The 16847-nt window shown below is 69.6% G+C and carries 13 protein-coding genes and 1 pseudogene; 12 read left to right on the forward strand and 2 right to left on the reverse strand.

Going from position 1 to position 16847, the window contains the following annotated elements:
• The first annotated feature begins 27 nt into the window (after positions 1 to 27).
• The 9 genes and pseudogenes from FHU13_RS03945 to FHU13_RS03985 all read left to right on the forward strand — a co-directional run bounded on the left by FHU13_RS03945 (position 28) and on the right by FHU13_RS03985 (position 12487).
• Positions 28 to 2292, forward strand: coding sequence for a CHASE2 domain-containing protein (locus FHU13_RS03945; RefSeq protein ID WP_183434545.1), 2265 nt, complete (start codon positions 28 to 30; stop codon positions 2290 to 2292).
• Between the two features lie 468 nt (positions 2293 to 2760).
• A complete protein-coding gene (locus tag FHU13_RS03950) occupies positions 2761 to 2967 on the forward strand; it encodes a hypothetical protein (RefSeq protein WP_183434546.1) in 207 nt (68 codons plus the stop codon).
• A gap of 19 nt (positions 2968 to 2986) precedes the next feature.
• A complete protein-coding gene (gene cysE / locus FHU13_RS03955; RefSeq protein ID WP_246714464.1) occupies positions 2987 to 3880 on the forward strand; it encodes a serine O-acetyltransferase in 894 nt (297 codons plus the stop codon).
• 505 nt (positions 3881 to 4385) lie between these two features.
• Complete coding sequence (locus FHU13_RS28175; protein ID WP_183434547.1) at positions 4386 to 5777, forward strand: family 2B encapsulin nanocompartment shell protein; 1392 nt, start codon at positions 4386 to 4388, stop codon at positions 5775 to 5777.
• A complete protein-coding gene (locus FHU13_RS03965) occupies positions 5764 to 7788 on the forward strand; it encodes a cysteine desulfurase (protein WP_183434548.1) in 2025 nt (674 codons plus the stop codon). Before FHU13_RS28175 ends, FHU13_RS03965 begins: the two co-directional genes overlap by 14 nt.
• A 207-nt stretch (positions 7789 to 7995) precedes the next feature.
• A complete protein-coding gene (locus tag FHU13_RS03970) occupies positions 7996 to 8982 on the forward strand; it encodes a DUF808 domain-containing protein (protein ID WP_183434717.1) in 987 nt (328 codons plus the stop codon).
• Positions 8983 to 9232: 250 nt separating this feature from the next.
• Positions 9233 to 10219 carry a bifunctional diguanylate cyclase/phosphodiesterase gene (locus tag FHU13_RS03975; RefSeq protein WP_183434549.1) on the forward strand — a complete coding sequence of 329 codons (987 nt, stop codon included), beginning with the start codon at positions 9233 to 9235 and terminating at the stop codon, positions 10217 to 10219.
• A 767-nt stretch (positions 10220 to 10986) separates the two neighbouring features.
• Positions 10987 to 11445 (forward strand): annotated as a pseudogene (locus FHU13_RS27505) (GGDEF domain-containing protein); the annotation flags it as partial.
• A 373-nt stretch (positions 11446 to 11818) separates the two neighbouring features.
• Positions 11819 to 12487: an OmpW/AlkL family protein gene (locus FHU13_RS03985; RefSeq protein ID WP_246714465.1), complete on the forward strand. Its 669-nt coding sequence runs from the start codon at positions 11819 to 11821 to the stop codon at positions 12485 to 12487.
• 39 nt (positions 12488 to 12526) lie between these two features.
• Here FHU13_RS03985 and FHU13_RS03990 read toward each other — a convergent pair whose 3' ends face one another.
• Positions 12527 to 12943: a hypothetical protein gene (locus tag FHU13_RS03990; RefSeq protein WP_183434551.1), complete on the reverse strand. Its 417-nt coding sequence runs from the start codon at positions 12941 to 12943 to the stop codon at positions 12527 to 12529.
• A 142-nt stretch (positions 12944 to 13085) separates the two neighbouring features.
• Here FHU13_RS03990 and FHU13_RS03995 point away from each other — a divergent pair, with 142 nt between their 5' ends.
• The 3 genes from FHU13_RS03995 (at position 13086) to ggt (ending at position 15743) form a co-directional block, all read left to right on the forward strand.
• Positions 13086 to 13274: a hypothetical protein gene (locus FHU13_RS03995; protein WP_183434552.1), complete on the forward strand. Its 189-nt coding sequence runs from the start codon at positions 13086 to 13088 to the stop codon at positions 13272 to 13274.
• Between the two features lie 324 nt (positions 13275 to 13598).
• Positions 13599 to 13877 carry a hypothetical protein gene (locus tag FHU13_RS04000; protein WP_183434553.1) on the forward strand — a complete coding sequence of 93 codons (279 nt, stop codon included), beginning with the start codon at positions 13599 to 13601 and terminating at the stop codon, positions 13875 to 13877.
• A gap of 81 nt (positions 13878 to 13958) precedes the next feature.
• A complete protein-coding gene (gene ggt, locus FHU13_RS04005; RefSeq protein WP_183434554.1) occupies positions 13959 to 15743 on the forward strand; it encodes a gamma-glutamyltransferase in 1785 nt (594 codons plus the stop codon).
• 14 nt (positions 15744 to 15757) lie between these two features.
• Here the strand turns inward: ggt and FHU13_RS04010 are convergent, their stop codons facing one another.
• Complete coding sequence (locus FHU13_RS04010) at positions 15758 to 16663, reverse strand: phosphotransferase family protein (RefSeq protein ID WP_183434555.1); 906 nt, start codon at positions 16661 to 16663, stop codon at positions 15758 to 15760.
• Positions 16664 to 16847 lie beyond the last annotated feature (184 nt).

Raw genomic sequence — 16847 nt, forward strand, 5'->3', positions numbered from 1 at the left:
CGTAAAGGGCCGCGCATGGGGCCGCGGATGCGCAGGACGATCATACCCGTCCTGTCCGCAGGCCGGGGCGCCCTCGGCTGGATCGGCCGCCGCATCGGGCCGGGGCGCCTGCTGGCCGGCGGCCTGCTCGTGCTGCTGCTGCTGTTACGGATCACCGATCCTCCGGCGGTCGAGGCCCTGCGCGTCCGGACCTTCGACGCGCTGCAGGTGCTCGCGCCGCGAGTGCCGCCGGCCGAGCGCCCGGTGGCCATCGTCGATATCGACGAGGCGAGCCTGAAGGAATTCGGCCAGTGGCCGTGGGCGCGCACGCGGCTGGCCGCGATCTGCCAGAAGCTTCAAGAGGCCGGAGCGGCGATCGTCGCCTTCGACATCATCTTCTCCGAGCCGGACCGCCTGTCGCCGCCGCTCCTGGCCGAGACCCTGCCCGACCTCGGTGAGGCGGCCCGCGCCGACCTGCGGGCGCAGCCCGACAGCGACAGTGTCTTCGCCGAGGCGATCGGGCGCATGCCCGTGGTGCTGGGCCAGACCGCCGCAAGCACCCCCATCGCCTGGACGGGGGAGGGGCCGCCGCCGCAGACCGGCACCGCCGTGGTGGGGACGGATTTCGATCCGGAGGCGGCGCTCATCGGCTTTCCCGGCCTGATCCGCAACCTGCCCGTCCTGGAACGGGCCGCCGCCGGGCGGGGCGTCTTCACCATCAGCCCCGAGCGGGACGGCGTGGTGCGGCGGGTGCCGCTGGTGCTGCGGGCGGGCGGCACCGTGGTGCCGACCCTGGCGCTCGACATCCTGCGGGTGGCGACCGGGGCCGACACCCTGCTGATCCGGACCGAGGAGGCGGGCGTCGTCTCGATCCGCCTGCCCGACCTCACCGTGCCGACCGATCCGCACGGGCAGATCTGGGTGCGCTTCAGCCCGCACGATCCGGGGCTCTACGTGTCGGCCCGCGATCTCCTGAACGGCACGGTGCCGCCCGATCGGCTGCGCGAAAAAATCGTCCTCGTCGGCACCTCCTCCGTCGGCCTGCTCGACAACCGCACCACGCCGCTGGACCGCTCGATGCCGGGCGTCGAGATCCACGCGCAGCTCCTGGAAAACCTGCTGACCGGCGCCACCCTCACCGTGCCGAACGAGGCGACCCTGATCGAGGTCGGCGCGACGGCAGCGGTGTCGCTCGCCATCATCCTGTTCGCCCCGATCCTCGGCGCCCTCGGCCTGCTGCTGTTCGGCGGCCTCGTCGCGGGGCAGCTCGTGTTCCTGTCGTGGTACCGGTTCTCCGCGAATGGCATCCTGTTCGATGCCACCTTCCCACTGCTGACGACCTTCCTCGTCTACCTCACCCTCGTCTTCACCAACTACTTTCGCGAGCAGGCCGGGCGCAAACGGATCCGCACCGCCTTCGGCCGCTACCTGTCGCCAACCCTCGTGGAGCAGCTCGCGCTCTCGCCCGAGCCGCTGCGGCTCGGCGGCGAGGAGCGGCGTCTGACGATCATGTTCTCGGACGTTCGCGGCTTCACCGCGATCGCGGAGTTCTACAAGACCGATCCGGCCGGGCTCACGGCCCTGATGAACCGCTTCCTCACGCCGCTCACCCACGCCATCCTCGACCGGCAGGGGACGATCGACAAATACATGGGCGATGCGATCATGGCGTTCTGGAACGCGCCGCTGCGCGACGACGACCACGAGGCCCATGCTGCGGCGGCCGCCCTCGACATGCTGGCGCGGATGGATGCCCTGAACGCCGCGCGTCGGCGCGAGGCGGAAGCGGGCGGGCACCCGGTGCTGCCGCTGGAGGTCGGCATCGGCATCAACACCGGGGCCTGCGTCGTCGGCAACATCGGCTCCGACCTGCGCTTCGACTACTCGGTGCTGGGCGACCCCGTGAACGTCGCCTCCCGCCTCGAAGGCCAATCGAAGCTCTACGGGGTGAAGATCGTCCTCGGCGCGGCGACGGCGGAGGCCATCCGCGACCGCTACCCGGTGCTCGAACTCGACCTCGTTCGGGTGAAGGGCAAGAGCGAGCCCGAGACCGTCTTCACCCTCGTCGGCGACGAGATGTTTCGAATGTCCGAGCCGTTCCGGCAGCTCGCGGCCCGGCACGCCGCGATGATCGCGGCCTACCGGGCCCGGCACTGGGAGGAGACCGGCGCGGCCGCGCAAGCCTGCCGCGCGCTGGCGCAGGACCTGCGGATCGACGGCCTCTATGCGCTCTACGAGGCCCGCGCCGAGACGTTCCGCCGGGAGCCGCCGCCCGCGGATTGGGACGGCGTCACCATCGCCACCGCGAAGTAGCCGGCGGGACGCTGCAAAAGGCCGCGGTCGATCCGCGGCGCGCCGAACCCGCCGCGGGGCTCGCGGCACGCGCGACGCCGCCAGCGCGCCCGTCGAAGTTTCTGCCCGGAATCCCGCCGCTCCGGCACGGATCATCTCCGTGCGCGGGACGTGCGAGAATGTTCGTCTCGCCACCTCGCCGGCCTTGCCCCGGCCGCGCCGCCGTGACGGCACCGACACGCCGCGGCAGCCGGCCCAAATCCCCGATCGAGATCCCCGATCGAGGCTTGCAAAACCGCGCCGGATCCCCAATTATCGAGTTAAGACAATGACTTAGCGAAAAACATGCTTCCGTCTGTCCCTCTCGCGACTGAAATCTTCTCCGCCGGCCGGGGACATTCGGAAGACCTTTTTCGGACCCGAAACCACGCGCAACCGCACAACCGGAATCAGGCCGTTCCAAACGGCCGCTTGAGGGAGTTCGATGCCATGGCTGCAGCGACGGTGACGCCGGGCGATCAGGTCGTGTTCGAGCGCCTCGACCTCGCCGAAGCCCTCGGGATCTGGCGCCATGCGCGGGGTCGGGTCGTCGGCATCCACGGACAGGGCCGGGGGATCGCCACCATCGACGTGAAGTTCGACGGACACGAGACCCTGCAGCGCTACCTGCCCGACCTGTTCCGCCGCGTTCACTGATCGGCCGGGGGGCCAGCCCATGACCGCGCACATCACGGCGCAGGCGGCCACGCCGGTGGTCACGCACGCGGCGATCCCGCCGCCCTTCCCGCCGCCCTTGCGCACCACGAGCCGCAGCACCCGCGAGGGCGACGTCTGGGTGGAACTCCGGGCCGAGGCCGAGGCGGCGCTGATCGAGGAGCCGCTCTATGCGGGGATCGTCCAGGCGACGGTCCTCGACCAGCGCAGCCTCGCCCAGGCCCTGGCCTATCGTCTGGCTCACCGCCTCGGCGACGGCGATCTCTCGCGGCTGGCGATGCGCGACCTCTGCCTCTCGGCCTTCGAGGCGGACCCCGATGCCGGCGGGCACGCGGTGCGCGACCTGATCGCCATCCGCGAGCGCGACCCCACCTGCCGGCGCTATCTCGACCCGTTCCTGTTCTACAAGGGGTTCGCCGCGCTCGAAGCCTACCGGGTCGCGCACTGGCTCTGGCACCAGGGCCGGGCCACGCTCGCCCTCCACGTGCAGAGCCGCATCTCCGAGGTCTTCGGCTGTGATATCCATCCCGCCGCCCGGATCGGCTCGGGCGTGTTCATCGATCACGCCACCGGCGTGGTGATCGGCGAGACGACGGTGATCGCCGACGACGTCTCGATCCTGCAATCGGTCACCCTCGGCGGGAACGGCAAGGAGAGCGGCGACCGCCATCCGAAGATCGCGCGCGGCGTGCTGCTCAGCGTCGGCGCCAAGGTGCTCGGCAATATCCGCGTGGGCGAGGGGGCGAAGGTCGCCGCCGCCGCGGTGGTGCTGCACGAGGTTCCGCCGCACACCACCGTGGCCGGCGTTCCGGCCCGGGTGGTTTCGCGCCTCGCCCCGAACGAGGCGCCCGCGCTGAGCATGGACCAGTCCTTCGGCTTCGGCGACGGAATCTGAGTGTCTCTCACAAACCTCCCGCCGCGCTGTCATCGCCAGACCGAGAACGGTCAGAGACCGAGAGTTTTGTGAGGCACTCTGAGCCGCCTTTAGGGAAAAATCCTATTCGGCAAGATCGCTCTACCGCGGCCAGTGAAGCTGATCTGGCAGAGAACATTGTTCTATGAAACACCGAATAACTAGTAGAACATTCTTTCATAATTCGGTATTGCAACAAACCCATCTCCGATAGGCACAAATTTTAGAATATTGTTTCGTTGACCTGAATTTCCCATCTCGCTTATCCCTTGGGCGCGGCGCAGCTAGACTAGAACAGCCACACCGCCTGAAACAAGAACTGTCACCGGCATGTGTTGTTACATGTCGGTATTGATCAGTGCGACCTGATGATGAGGTTTTGCGCGGATCGACTTCATCGCGGCTGCACCCTCCTGTGCCGCGGCCCGCCTCGGGCCGGACGCCGCGCGAGCCAGCATCCGAACACGACGGACGGAGAAATCAGACGATGAGCGGACCGGGTTTGAGCGTCAGCGCTTCAGCGGCACGCAATCTTGCGACGGCAACCGTCACCTCGGTCCAGAACGTGGCCAACACGCCGCGCTGGCTGCTGCGTCTCCTGCCCTTCGTGGATGTCCCGGGCGGCGTCTACCGCGTCAACCGCAGGGCGGTGGTGCTGGCCAAGCCCGGCCGCCTCGACCTCGCGAGCGAAGACAAGGGCCGCGTCGTGCGCCCGGGCTCGCTGCGCGCCGTGCCGCTGTTCAGCCGCCTCGGCGATGCCGAACTCGCCGCGCTGGCGGCCAAGTTCACCGAGAGCAAGCACAAGGCCGGCGAGGTGATCCACGAGGAGGGCTCGACCGGCCGCAGCCTCGTCGTGGTCGCCGACGGCACGGTCGAGCTGACGCTGTCGGGTCCCTACAAGGGCCGGCTGCGCCAGGGGCTTGCGACCCGCGGCGACTATTTCGGCGACGGCGACCTCGTCGGCGAGGCCGCCCCGGCCCCGGCGGTGAAGGCTCTCTCGGCCGTGACCCTGCTGACGCTCGACCGCACCGCGATCGAGAGCGACGAGATCCGCGCCCGGATCGCCCAGCACCAGGAGGAGCGTGACCGGCTGAAAGGTCACACCAATTCCTACGGCGAGCAGGGCATCGAGCTGCTGGCGGTCCATGCCGGCGAGCCGCGCCTGCCCACCACCTTCGTCGATTACGAGGTCGATCCGCGCGAGTACCACCTCTCGACGATCCAGACGATCCTCAACACCCATACCCGTGTCACCGACCTCTACTCGAACGAGATCGACCAGCTCCGCGAGCAGATCCGCCTCACCGTCGATGCGGTGAAGGAGCGCGAGGAGTGGGAGCTGCTCAACAACTCGCAGTTCGGCCTGCTCAACGAGGTCGCCGGTCGCCAGCGCATCCCGACCCGCGGCGGCCCGCCCACCCCGGACGACCTCGACGAGCTGCTGACCCTGGTGTGGAAGAAGCCGGCCTTCTTCGTCGCCCACCCCCGCGCCATCGCGGCCTTCGGCCGGGAAGCCACCCGCCGCGGCGTCCCGCCGGTCGTGGTGCACCTGTTCGGCGCGCCCTTCATCACCTGGCGCGGCGTGCCGCTGGTGCCGAGCGACAAGCTGCCGATCGACATCGACCCGGTGACCGGCGCCCAGACCACCTCGATCCTGCTGGTGCGGGTCGGCGAGGGTGAACAGGGCGTGGTCGGCCTGCACAAGTCGGGCGTCACCGGCGAGATCGAGCCCGGCCTGTCGGTGCGCTACATGGGCACCAACGACCACTCCATCGCCTCGCATCTCGTGACCCGCTACTTCTCGGCCGCCGTGCTGGTCGAGGACGCGATCGCCCGCCTCGATAACGTGCTGCTCGGCAATTACCATGACTACGCCTGAGGCCGGTTCCTTGGGATTGTCCGCCCTCGGCCTCCCCTCGGGGAACCCCGGCGAGCTGGCTCACGCGGATCTCGTCGGGCGCCTCGCCCGCGAGATCTACGGGCAGGGGCAGGCCGCGAGCCAGCCCTTCGCCCCGGCGCTGCCGGCCGGGCCGCAGGTGCCGCAGGCGCTTGAGGGCCTGCCCCCGGGGCCGGGCGGCGCCCCGCTCCCGAGCGCCGCTCTCGGGCTCCCCTCGGCACCGGCCGGGGGACAGCCCTCCGGCCTCCAGCCGGACGCCTCGGCGCTCGCGGCGCGCTCCTTCGGTGCGCCGCCGGTCGGCTTGGCCGGTCTCTCCGGTCCGAGTCTGCCGAACCTCGCCCCCGCGAGCCCGGCCTTCTTCGATACCGCCACGATCCCGCCGGTCCATCCGGCGAGCCCGCGGACGGCCCTGCCGGACTTCGCCTTCCCGAGCGGCGCGTTCCCGAGCGCGCCGGCCCTGGCGGGGGCCTTCCCCGGCGGCCCGGAGCTGCACCGGCAGATCGCGGCGGACCATCCGCGCGCCAACGCCTTCGCGCACGCTCTGGCGCCACATCTCATTCCCGCCGACCCGTCGCGGGCCGGCGTGGACGAGGCGCAGAAAAGCTTTTCGCAAACCGGCCGGCTCTCACGGGCCCCCGAGGCTCCGGCCTCCGACTACTACTTCCTGAACCTCGGCCCCGGCCCCGCCCGCAAGGCGCCGGCCGCCCCGCGGGTCGAACCGAGCCGCCATCCGGGCTCCGCCCCGCGGGCGATCGCGCACGGGTCGAGCCCGGTCGCGGCGCCCTTCGACGTCGAGAGCGTGCGGCGCGACTTCCCGGCGCTGCACCAGAGCGTGAACGGGCATCCGCTGGTCTGGCTCGACAACGCCGCGACCACGCACAAGCCGCAGGCCGTGATCGACGCGACCTCGGACTTCTACGGCCGCCACAACTCGAACATCCACCGGGCCGCGCACACGCTCGCGGCGCGCTCCACCGACCTGTTCGAGGGCGGGCGCGAGGCGGTGCGCCGCTTCCTCAATGCGCCGAGCAAGGACGACATCGTCTTCCTGCGCGGCACCACGGAGGCGATCAACCTCGTCGCCAACTCCTACGGGCGGCCCCATATCGGGCCCGGCGACGAGATCATCCTCTCGACGATCGAGCACCACGCCAACATCGTCCCCTGGCAATTGCTGGCGCAGGCGACCGGGGCGACGATCCGGGTCATCCCGGTCAACGACCGCGGCGAGATCATCTTCGAGCAGTACGCGGCGCTGCTGTCGGGCCGCACGAAGATCGTCTCGGTGACGCATGTCGCCAACGCGCTCGGCACGGTGAACCCGATCCGCGAGATCATCGCGCTGGCCCACGCCTACGGCGTGCCGGTGCTGGTCGATGCGGCGCAATCCTCGCCGCACATGCCGCTCGACGTGCAGTCGCTCGACGCCGACTTCCTGGTCTTCTCCGGGCACAAGGTGTTCGGCCCGACCGGCATCGGCGCCCTCTACGGGAAGACCGCGCTGCTGGAGACGATGCCGCCCTGGCAGGGCGGTGGCCACATGATCGAGGACGTCACCTTCACGCGCACCGCCTACAAGGGCGCGCCGGAGAAGTTCGAGGCCGGAACGCCCGACATCGCCGGGGCCGTCGGCCTGGGCGCGGCGCTCGGCTATCTGGAGAGCATCGGGCTTCCCGCCATCGCGGCCTACGAGCACGACCTCTTGGACTACGCGCAAGGCGGCTTGGCCGAGGTGAAGGGCCTGCGCCTGATCGGCACGGCGCGGGAGAAGGCGAGCGTGATGTCCTTCACGATCGAGGGGCAGGAGAACGAGGCGGTGGCCCACCATCTCGACGGGTACGGCATCGCCGTGCGCTCGGGGCACCACTGCGCCCTGCCGGCCCTGCGCCGCTTCGGCGTCGATCAGTCGGTCCGCGCCTCGCTCGCCTTCTACAACACGCGGGCGGAGGTCGATGTCTTCCTGAAGGCGCTGCACAGCCTGCCGCGCACCTGACCGGAGCCGACCGACCCCCTCGTGCGCCGTCCCGGACCCGGAACGGCGCGCGGTTTTTTAAGCGCGATCCATCACATCCAGCGGTGCCGGAGACCCCTCTCGGCATGCCGGCGATCCATCGGTCCGGTTCCGCCTCGGAAAACCCGTCCTCGCCCAACCGCCACGCTGCGCCATATGCTCGGCGAGCGTGGAATGGATGAGGCGATCGTGAGCGTCGGACTGTTAGCCCTCTTGGATGACGTGGTCGCCCTGACGAAGGTCGCGGCCGCCTCGCTGGACGACGTGGCGGCCCAGGCGGCCAAGGCCGGGACCAAGGCGGCCGGCGTCGTGATCGACGATGCGGCGGTCACGCCCCGCTACGTCGTCGGCTTCTCGCCCGACCGCGAATTGCCGATCGTCTGGCGCATCGCCCGGGGCTCGCTGATCAACAAGCTGGTGTTCCTGCTGCCCGCCGCGCTGCTGCTCGGCGCGTTCGCGCCCTGGGCCATCACGCCGCTCCTGCTGCTCGGCGGCCTGTATCTCGCCTACGAGGGGGCCGAGAAAGTCTACGAGATGATCGTGCCGCACGCGGCGCATGCGCACGAGGACGAGGCGAAGGCCGCCGCACCGAATGCCCAGGTGCTGGAGAACCAGCGGGTCTCCGGCGCGATCAAGACCGACTTCATCCTGTCGGCCGAGATCATGGCCATCACCCTGTCGGGCTTGAGCGACGGGACGGTCTGGTCGCGGGCCGTGGTGATGGCGCTCGTCGCGATCGGCATCACGGTCGCGGTCTACGGCGCCGTCGCGCTGATCGTGAAGGCCGACGATATCGGTCTGGCGCTGGCCCGACGGGGCAGCGGCGTCCTGGCCGCGCTCGGCCGCGGGCTGGTGCGCGGCATGCCCATCTTCCTGAAGGCGCTCGCCGTTCTCGGCACGGCGGCCATGGTGTGGGTCGGCGGCGGCATCATCGTCCACAGCCTCGCGGGCTACGGCTTCGCCGGCCCCGAGCACCTGATCCACGAGGCCGCGGTGGCGGCGAGCACGGCCGTGCCGGCGATCGGCGGAGCGGTCGAGTGGCTCGTCACCGCGGCCGGTGCGGGCGTGATCGGGCTGATCGCGGGCTTCGCGCTGATTCCGATCGCCGGCAAAGTCCTGGCGCCGGCGTGGAAAGCGGCGACGCGCCTTCTCCCGATGCGCAGAAAAGTCGCCTGACGCGAGCCGCGAAGGGGGCCATCCATCTGCCCCTTCTCCTCAGCGGAGACGCTCCCTCTCCCGCCTCCATACTCCAAGCCTTCCTCGAACGACCATCGAGACCGCAGAGTAACAATAAACATACGATAACCTTTCCTTAGGTGCCGCCGATTAACCTTTGTTGGCTTGAATGTCCGATAGCCACGGCTTGGGATTAAGGCGGGCGGCCCCGGAACACGATGCGTACAGCACCCCACACGAAGCTCCTTCCATGAGAAGTGAGCCGGTCGTCCCGCAGCACAGCCTGTATCCTGCAGAGGACCGGCAGAGCACCGATCGGATCGCGCGCTCGGCCGTCCTCGGTCGGGCCCCGCAGAATCCCGGCTCGAAGCCTTCGACCGAGGGCGTCGTCACGGACACCCGGCCCGTCCGGCCTTGCACCGAGGATCTGCAGACCGCGGATCTTCAGGCGGCCCTGTCCCAGGGAGAGCTCTCGCTCGTCTACCAGCCCATCCTATCGGCGGCGACGGGGGCGATCACGGGCTGCGAAGCGTTGCTGCGCTGGAACCACCCGTCCCTGGGTCCAATCTCACCCGCTTTCTTCGTGCCCCTGGCCGAGAGGACGGGGGATATCGTCCCGATCGGGGCGTGGGTTCTCGACACCGCCTGCCGGCAAGCGGCGGCCTGGCCGGCCATCTGCCGGGTCTCCGTGAACGTCTCGCCGGTTCAGATGCAGGAGCCGGGCTTCGCGACCAGGGTCGCCGCCGCCCTGCGCGCGAGTGGACTGGCGGCCGGCCGCCTTGAACTGGAGCTGACCGAGAGCGTGCTGATGGGGGACGCCGCCGTCGCGCTCGATCACATCATGGGCATCCGGGCGCTCGGCGTCAGCGTCGCCCTCGACGATTTCGGAACCGGCTTCTCGTCGCTCGGGTACCTGCAGCGCTTCGCCTTCGACCGGATCAAGATCGACCGCTCGTTCATCAAGGCTCTGGGCAAGGGACGGGAGAGCCGATTCCTGATCACGACGATGCACGACATCGCGCATCATTTCGGGATGGCGGTGACCGCCGAGGGAATCGAGACCGAGGACGAGGCCCGGACGCTTCGCGACATCGGTTCCGCGGAGCTGCAGGGCTTCCTGTTCAGCCAGCCCCTCGCGAACGAGGCCGTCGTGTCGCTCCTCCGGGAGGAGGCTCACAGGCAGCGACGGGGCAATGTCGGGCGGCAACCGCGATCCTCGAGACACGCGGCCCCGTGATGGGCCGCGCCGCTCAGCCGACCTCGCTCGGACGCCCGGCAGCATCGGCTCCGAACCCCTTTCCTGACGTGCCTCTCGCCGAACCGGCCACCCGCTCCTGCGCCGGACCACCCCGACATGCGGGCCCTCCGCAGAGGAGCTGAACGGCCATGCTCGACTTCAACACGCTTCAAGTCGCCAGCATCAGCAGTCGGCTCGCCTTCGTCCTCGTGTTCTTCGTCACCCTGCTGCGGCATCCGCGCGAGGTCTACTTCGGTGTCTGGGCTGGCGCGCTGTGCTGCTCGCTGGTGGCCTCGATTCTGATGCTGGGAGATCCACCGAGCGTCCCGCTCAATGGCGTCAAGGGAAGCGCCGTCTACATCCTGTACGGCGCGAGTCTCGCCCTGTCCTGGGCGGGCCTGCGCCACTTCTACGAGCGGCCGCCCCGCATTCCGCAGACCCTCGTGCTCGCCCTCGCCTCCGGCCTGCCTTACGGCGTCCTGCTGCAGGCCGGGGCGACGATGTCATGGAGCCTGACCACGGTGTTCGGCGGCATCGCGCTGAGCACGGCCTTGTGCATCATGGAAATCCTGAGAACGCCCGCCTCGATGCGCCTCTGGACGCAATACATCGTTCTCTTGGGCTTCAGCGGTTACTTCTGCGTCTTCCTCCTGTCGATCGGCGTGGTCCAATTCGCGAGTGAGCGCCTCGCTTCGCCCGAGAGCGGTATCTTCTCGCTGCTGTTCGACCTCTGGTGCGGTGTCTTCATTCAGGTCGGCTATCTGGCCATGGTGAGCGAGCGCGCGCACCTGAAGCTCAGCCGCTTGGCCGAGACCGATCCGCTCACCGGGCTGGCGAATCGGCGCGGGCTGTTCGCGGCGATGAGCCGACGGGCCGGCCGCACACCGTCCCCGCCGCGCTGCGCGATTTTGCTCGCCGACATCGACCACTTCAAGTCGATCAACGACACCTACGGCCACGATAGCGGCGACGCGGTTCTGATCGACTTCGCAGAGCGGTTCCGCAGCGTGATGCGGAAGGACGACCTCATTGCGCGTTGGGGCGGCGAGGAGTTCCTGGTCGTGCTCGACCAAGCCGACGCCACCACCGCCATCGCCATCGCCGAGCGGCTGCGAGGGATGGCGGCGGGGCAGCCCTTCACCGTGAACGGAGCGGCTGTGACCGTGACCGCGAGCATCGGGGTCTCGATCGTGGCGGCTGGCGAGGAGCGGATCGAGCCCGCCCTGTCCCGGGCAGACGCGGCCCTCTACGCCGCCAAGAGGGACGGCCGCAATCGCGTGTGCCTGGAACAGCCTGCCGCCCCGCTTCGGCCGGACACCGGAGCCGCCCGAGCGGAGCCGCCCGAGCGGAGCCGCCCTCCGGGCTTCGCGAAGCCATGGACGCCGTCCAGATCGTCGGGCAGCAGCGATCCGGGATGGCCTGAAACAAACGCTCACGGGTCTTCGAAAAACACGAGCCATGTTCGACCGTATCGCCCTGTCTCTCCCCTTCTCCGGGCGAGTGCCTCGTCCCGAGCGCACGTCGCCGGGGCGGATGCCGCTCCGGCGCAAGCAGCCGCCGCGAGGAATGGGTGCGGACGAGACTTCGGAGCCGGCGTCGATGGCGGCGCGATGGGGCCGTCATCTCGCGGCCGCGCTCTGCCTGTTCGGGGTCTCCGTTCCCGGTCAGGCGGCCGAACCGGCCGCGGACACGGCGTCCCCGGGCGGACTGACCGCCGGGAGCCTCCTCGTTCGCGGACGGGTCATCGGCGCCATCCCGGTCGGCCAGTACTCGCGGGTCGAGCCGATCGGCGGGCGTGTCATCACCCCGGCGCGTCCCCTGCCGGACCTCGACGTGACGTATTTCCCGTCCGATCACGTCGCGGTGGCGGGCCAGATCGGCGTCGTATCGACCCGGACCTCCATCCGCGGGTCATTCATCAGCGACCTGCCGATCGGCTCGACTTGGAGCCTCTCCATGACCGGCGCGGTCCAGTTCCATTTCCTGCCCGACAACGCCTTCAATCCGTATCTCGGCGCAGGCGCCGGCTACACGCGTCCGATCGCCTACGAGCCGGCGAAGCCGCTCGTCACCACGATGAAGGCCGACCCGCAGCTGGGACCGATGCTCCAGGCCGGTTTCGACTACCACCTCGTCGGCGACTGGTACGCCAACATGGAGATCAAGAAGATCTTCCTGCCGCCGCAGGTCTCCCGGATCGGCCCCGGCAGCGCGACCGTGAGGCTCGACATGCTGATCGTCGGCGCAGGCATCGGCTACCGCTTCTGAACGGCGGCCGGTCTCAGGCCGGTCCGGTCGGCGCCGGCCTCAGCGGGCGGCGGCGCGCCACCCCTGCAACCACGAGGTCACCGGGTCGACGACGTAAGCCGCGACCGACGCTGCCCAGGCCCAAGTTCCGGCCCCTGCCCGAACGGTCAGGGGGAGGCCGGCCCTTCGCGCGGCCTCATCCTCGCGGGCATGTTCGCGCATCGTGGCGGCCACCAGCCGGTCCTCCTGCTCCCGGCACTCGTCGAGAACGTTGCGTTGCATGCCGGCCCGGCTCTGTCCCGGCCGCTGCCGGGCATAGGCGTCCCGCACACAGCCGTACCAAGCCTCTTCGAGGATTTCGAGATCGCCTGTGCCGGCCCTTGCGGTGCCCAGGCTGCCGCCGATCACCGACAAGACCAGGAACAGGGCCATAGACTGAGCAACGAACTGAGCAATGAGAAGCCTCGGCGCGTTCATGGCGGCGAGATGCCCCCGAAGCCATCAAGGCCGACTTAACGGAGCGACGGCCGAGCGCCCGATTGACGAGTCGATCGACGGAACGAGTCCGCTTCACGGCGCTTCCCACCTTCCGGCGATCAACGCCGCTACGGGAGACCGCATGGCCAAGGACGTGACCACCTACACCCTCAAACAGGCGCTCGCCGCGAAGGTCGAGGACCATATCGAGATCGCGGTGGAAGCCGAGGATGGAACGAAGTTCAAGATCCGGGCGACTTCCGAGCAACTCGACGCGCTCACGGGCGATCTGGAGTCGATCCTCGACGGGGACGACGCGGAGGACGCCTAACCCGCGCACGACCCGATAGGTGAGGCTCGATCTCGCCGCGAGCCGTCACGGCTGCCACCGCACGACCATGGGTGCCGACGCCGCTCCTCGATTCTTTCCGAGGCCGGACGTCGGCACTGTGCTGTCCGTCTCGACCTCCGAGGCGGCGGGGCGTCCATCGTGAAGGCGCGGCATTCGCTCGCGGCATCAGCCTCCGGCATGAGGCCCGGTTCTCGCAATCGCCCGCAATCGACAGAACCGAGAGCGGCGTCCGAATCGGTCCGAGCGAACTTTCCCGGGGTCGCCGGGTTGAGGGACGCTGCTTTTCCTCGAACAGGACACCCCATGCGGCTCACCCCGATCGCGCTGGCTCTCGCGCTGAGCGTCTCAACCGCCGCGGCGCAGGCGACCGAGGAAGGGCGGCCCTCGCCGCCGAGCCCCAAGGCTTCGGCCACGGGATCGCGGCCGGTGCCCGGTCCGAGCACGGGCATCCCTCCGGCCGGGACCCCGAACGAGCCGGCCGTCGTCGGCGGCACGCCGGGCGCCGTGATCGGCGGCACGCCGACGGGCGGACCGCCCGGCACCGGCGGCACCGCGGGCGGCCCGTCGTTGAGCGGGCAATAGAGCCACACGACGGACGACTGGCGTTCGGGGCCGGCGTTTCGGAAGCATGGCCGCGCCTCGCATTTGCGATAAGTTCGGGGCATGACACCGATCTCGCCCGTTCGCGCCGCCCTCGCGCTTCTCCTCGCCGCCTCCCTCGTGGGGCCGGCCCAGGTCCGAGCCCAAGTCCAAGGGCAGGCGGGGCCGCCCGCGCCCGAGCTGCCGCCGATCCAATCGGACGAGGCCCGACTCCTGCCCGTTCTCGCCAGCCGCGGCATGGTCTCGTCGCAGGACGCGCTCGCCACCCGCGTCGGCGTCGAGATCCTGAGGAGGGGCGGTAACGCCGTCGATGCGGCGGTGGCGGTCGGCTTCGCGCTCGCCGTCACCCTGCCGCGGGCGGGCAATCTCGGCGGCGGCGGCTTCATGATGGTGCACCGCGCCGCGACCAAGGACACGGTCGCGGACACGATCGCGATCGATTACCGCGAGACCGCCCCGGCTGCGGCCACCGCCGACATGTTCCTGAACCCGCAGGGCGAGCCGGACCGCGCCGCCTCCACCCGGACCGGCAAGGCGGTGGGTGTGCCCGGCACGGTGCGGGGTCTTGTCGAAGCCCACCGGCGCTACGGTTCGGGCAAGCTCACGCTGGCCGAGCTGATCGCCCCGGCCGAAAAACTCGCCCGCGACGGCATCCCGGTCGAATCGGGGCTCGCCGATTCCCTGCCGCGGGCCTCGGGCCTGCTCGGACAGTGGCCGTCGAGCCGCGCGGTGTTCTTCGAGGGCGACCACGTCCTCCCCCGCGGTGCGACGCTCACCCAGCGCGACCTCGCCGACACCCTGAAGGCGATCGCCGAGCGGGGGCCGGACGCCTTCTACGAGGGGCCGATCGCGCAGAAGATCGCGGCGGCCGTGCAGGGTGCGGGCGGGATCATGACCGCGGCCGACCTCGCCGCCTACAGGCCGGAGATCCGCACGCCCGTGCGCGGCACCTATCGCGGCTACGAAATCGTCTCGATGCCGCCGCCGAGTTCCGGTGGGGTGCATCTCATCGAGATCCTCAACATCCTGGAAGGCTACGATCTCGCCGGCATGGGCGCGGGCAGCGCGCAGGCACTGCACACGATGGCCGAGGCGATGAAGCCGGCCTACGCCGACCGGGCCACCTGGCTCGGCGACCCCTCGCGTACCAAGGTTCCCGTCGCGGGGCTCACGGCCAAACCCTATGCCGCCACCTTACGCGAAAAAATCGATCCGAAGCGGGCCAAGACCGCCGCGGAGGTGAGCGCCGGCAATCTGCTCCCTCACGAATCCGACCAGACCACGCATTTCTCGGTGGTGGACGCCGAGGGCAACGCCGTTTCCAACACCTACACGCTGAACTTCTCCTACGGCATCGGCCTCGTCGCCGAAGGGACAGGCGTGCTGCTCAACAACGAGATGGACGACTTCTCCGCCAAGACCGGTGCGCGCAACGCCTACGGCCTCGTCGGCGGCGAGGCCAACGCCGTGGCGCCGGGCGCGCGTCCGCTCTCGTCGATGACGCCCACCTTCGTGTTTCGGGACGGTCGGCTGTTCCTCGTCACCGGAAGCCCGGGGGGCAGCCGCATCATCACGACCACGCTCCAGGTCATCGTGAACGTGCTCGATTTCCGCATGAACCTCGCCCAGGCGGTCGCGGCGCCACGCATCCACCACCAGTGGCAGCCCGACGTGCTGATGGCCGAGGAAGGCCTCTCGCCCGATACGCTCGCCCTCCTGCGAGCCAAGGGCCACAATGTGAAGGTCGGCGCGACTTCGGGCTCGGCCAACTCGGTGATGGCAGAGGACGGGCTGCTGGCCGGCGCGTCCGATCCGCGTCAGCGGGGGACCCTGGCCGAAGGGCCTTAAGAACAACGCTCCGGCTAACCCCGACCAAGGCTCTGCCCTGGACTCGCGAAAAGGCTCGCCTTTTCAAAATCCGGGCTGTTACGCACCAGTGCCTCGATCGCCGCCAGTACTTCGGCGTCGGTACCGGAGGGGCGGCCGAACAGGCGCGAGACGGCGACCGGCAGTCGCCACGCGGTGATGGTCTCCCTCGGCAGGCCGCTCGCCGCGCAGTAGCTCGCCACGTACCACGCCGCGACCAGCCGGCGCGCCATCCGCACGGGAGCCAGCCGGCTGAACCAGGCAGGGCCGAGCCGGCCGTAGCGCAGCACCAGCTCGGAGCGGGCCACGTCGGCGGCCGGATCACCGGCGGTGGCCTTCTGCCAGTCGATCAGGTGCAGCCCGGCCCGGGTCGAGATCACATTGCCGGGATGCACGTCGCCATGACAGAGGCGGTTCACCACCGGCAGGCGGTCGAGCGCGGCGAGCGCCGCATTCCTCAGATGCTCCGGCACCCGCGCGCCCTCGATCTGGTGCCGGAGGCGGGCATGCTGCGAGGGTAGGCCGGGAGCGGGATAGGCATGGACCGCGTGCTGGATCCGCGCCACGCGACGGAGCGCCAGCATCAGCCCGAACGGGTTGTAGGCGTAGCGCAAAGTCATGGGCGGACCGTCGAGGCGCACGAACAGGATGCCGGTGCGCCCCGCCCGTCCGACGATGCCGAACGCTTCCGGCACCGGCAGGCCGAATCCGTGAGCGAGGCGGCTCGCTGCCAACTCGTTCGCCACCGCCTCCGGCTCGAAGGGCTGGCGGTAGAGCTTCACCACCCGGTCCGGCCCTTCGGCAAACACCTCCGAAGAACGGCCGGCCCCGATGCGATCCGGCGCCGTGCCGGGCGGGCAAGGGACGTGGGTAGGCCCATGGAAACACAGGGCGCGGACCATGGCTGCGGCTCCGAGCGCGCTCCAAGGAGGGTTCGTTCGCTCGCGAACACCCTCTCCGTCCCCTTACCCAATCGATATCGACAGGCTATGGTAGTGTAAATCTCATTTGTTATGCCGGTTTGCGATGAGCATCTGCGTATATATCCCTTCTATCTAAGACAACCGAACATACTTTCAGAATTAA

It is taken from the genome of Methylobacterium sp. R2-1 (assembly GCF_014191355.1).
Classification (GTDB): domain Bacteria; phylum Pseudomonadota; class Alphaproteobacteria; order Rhizobiales; family Beijerinckiaceae; genus Methylobacterium.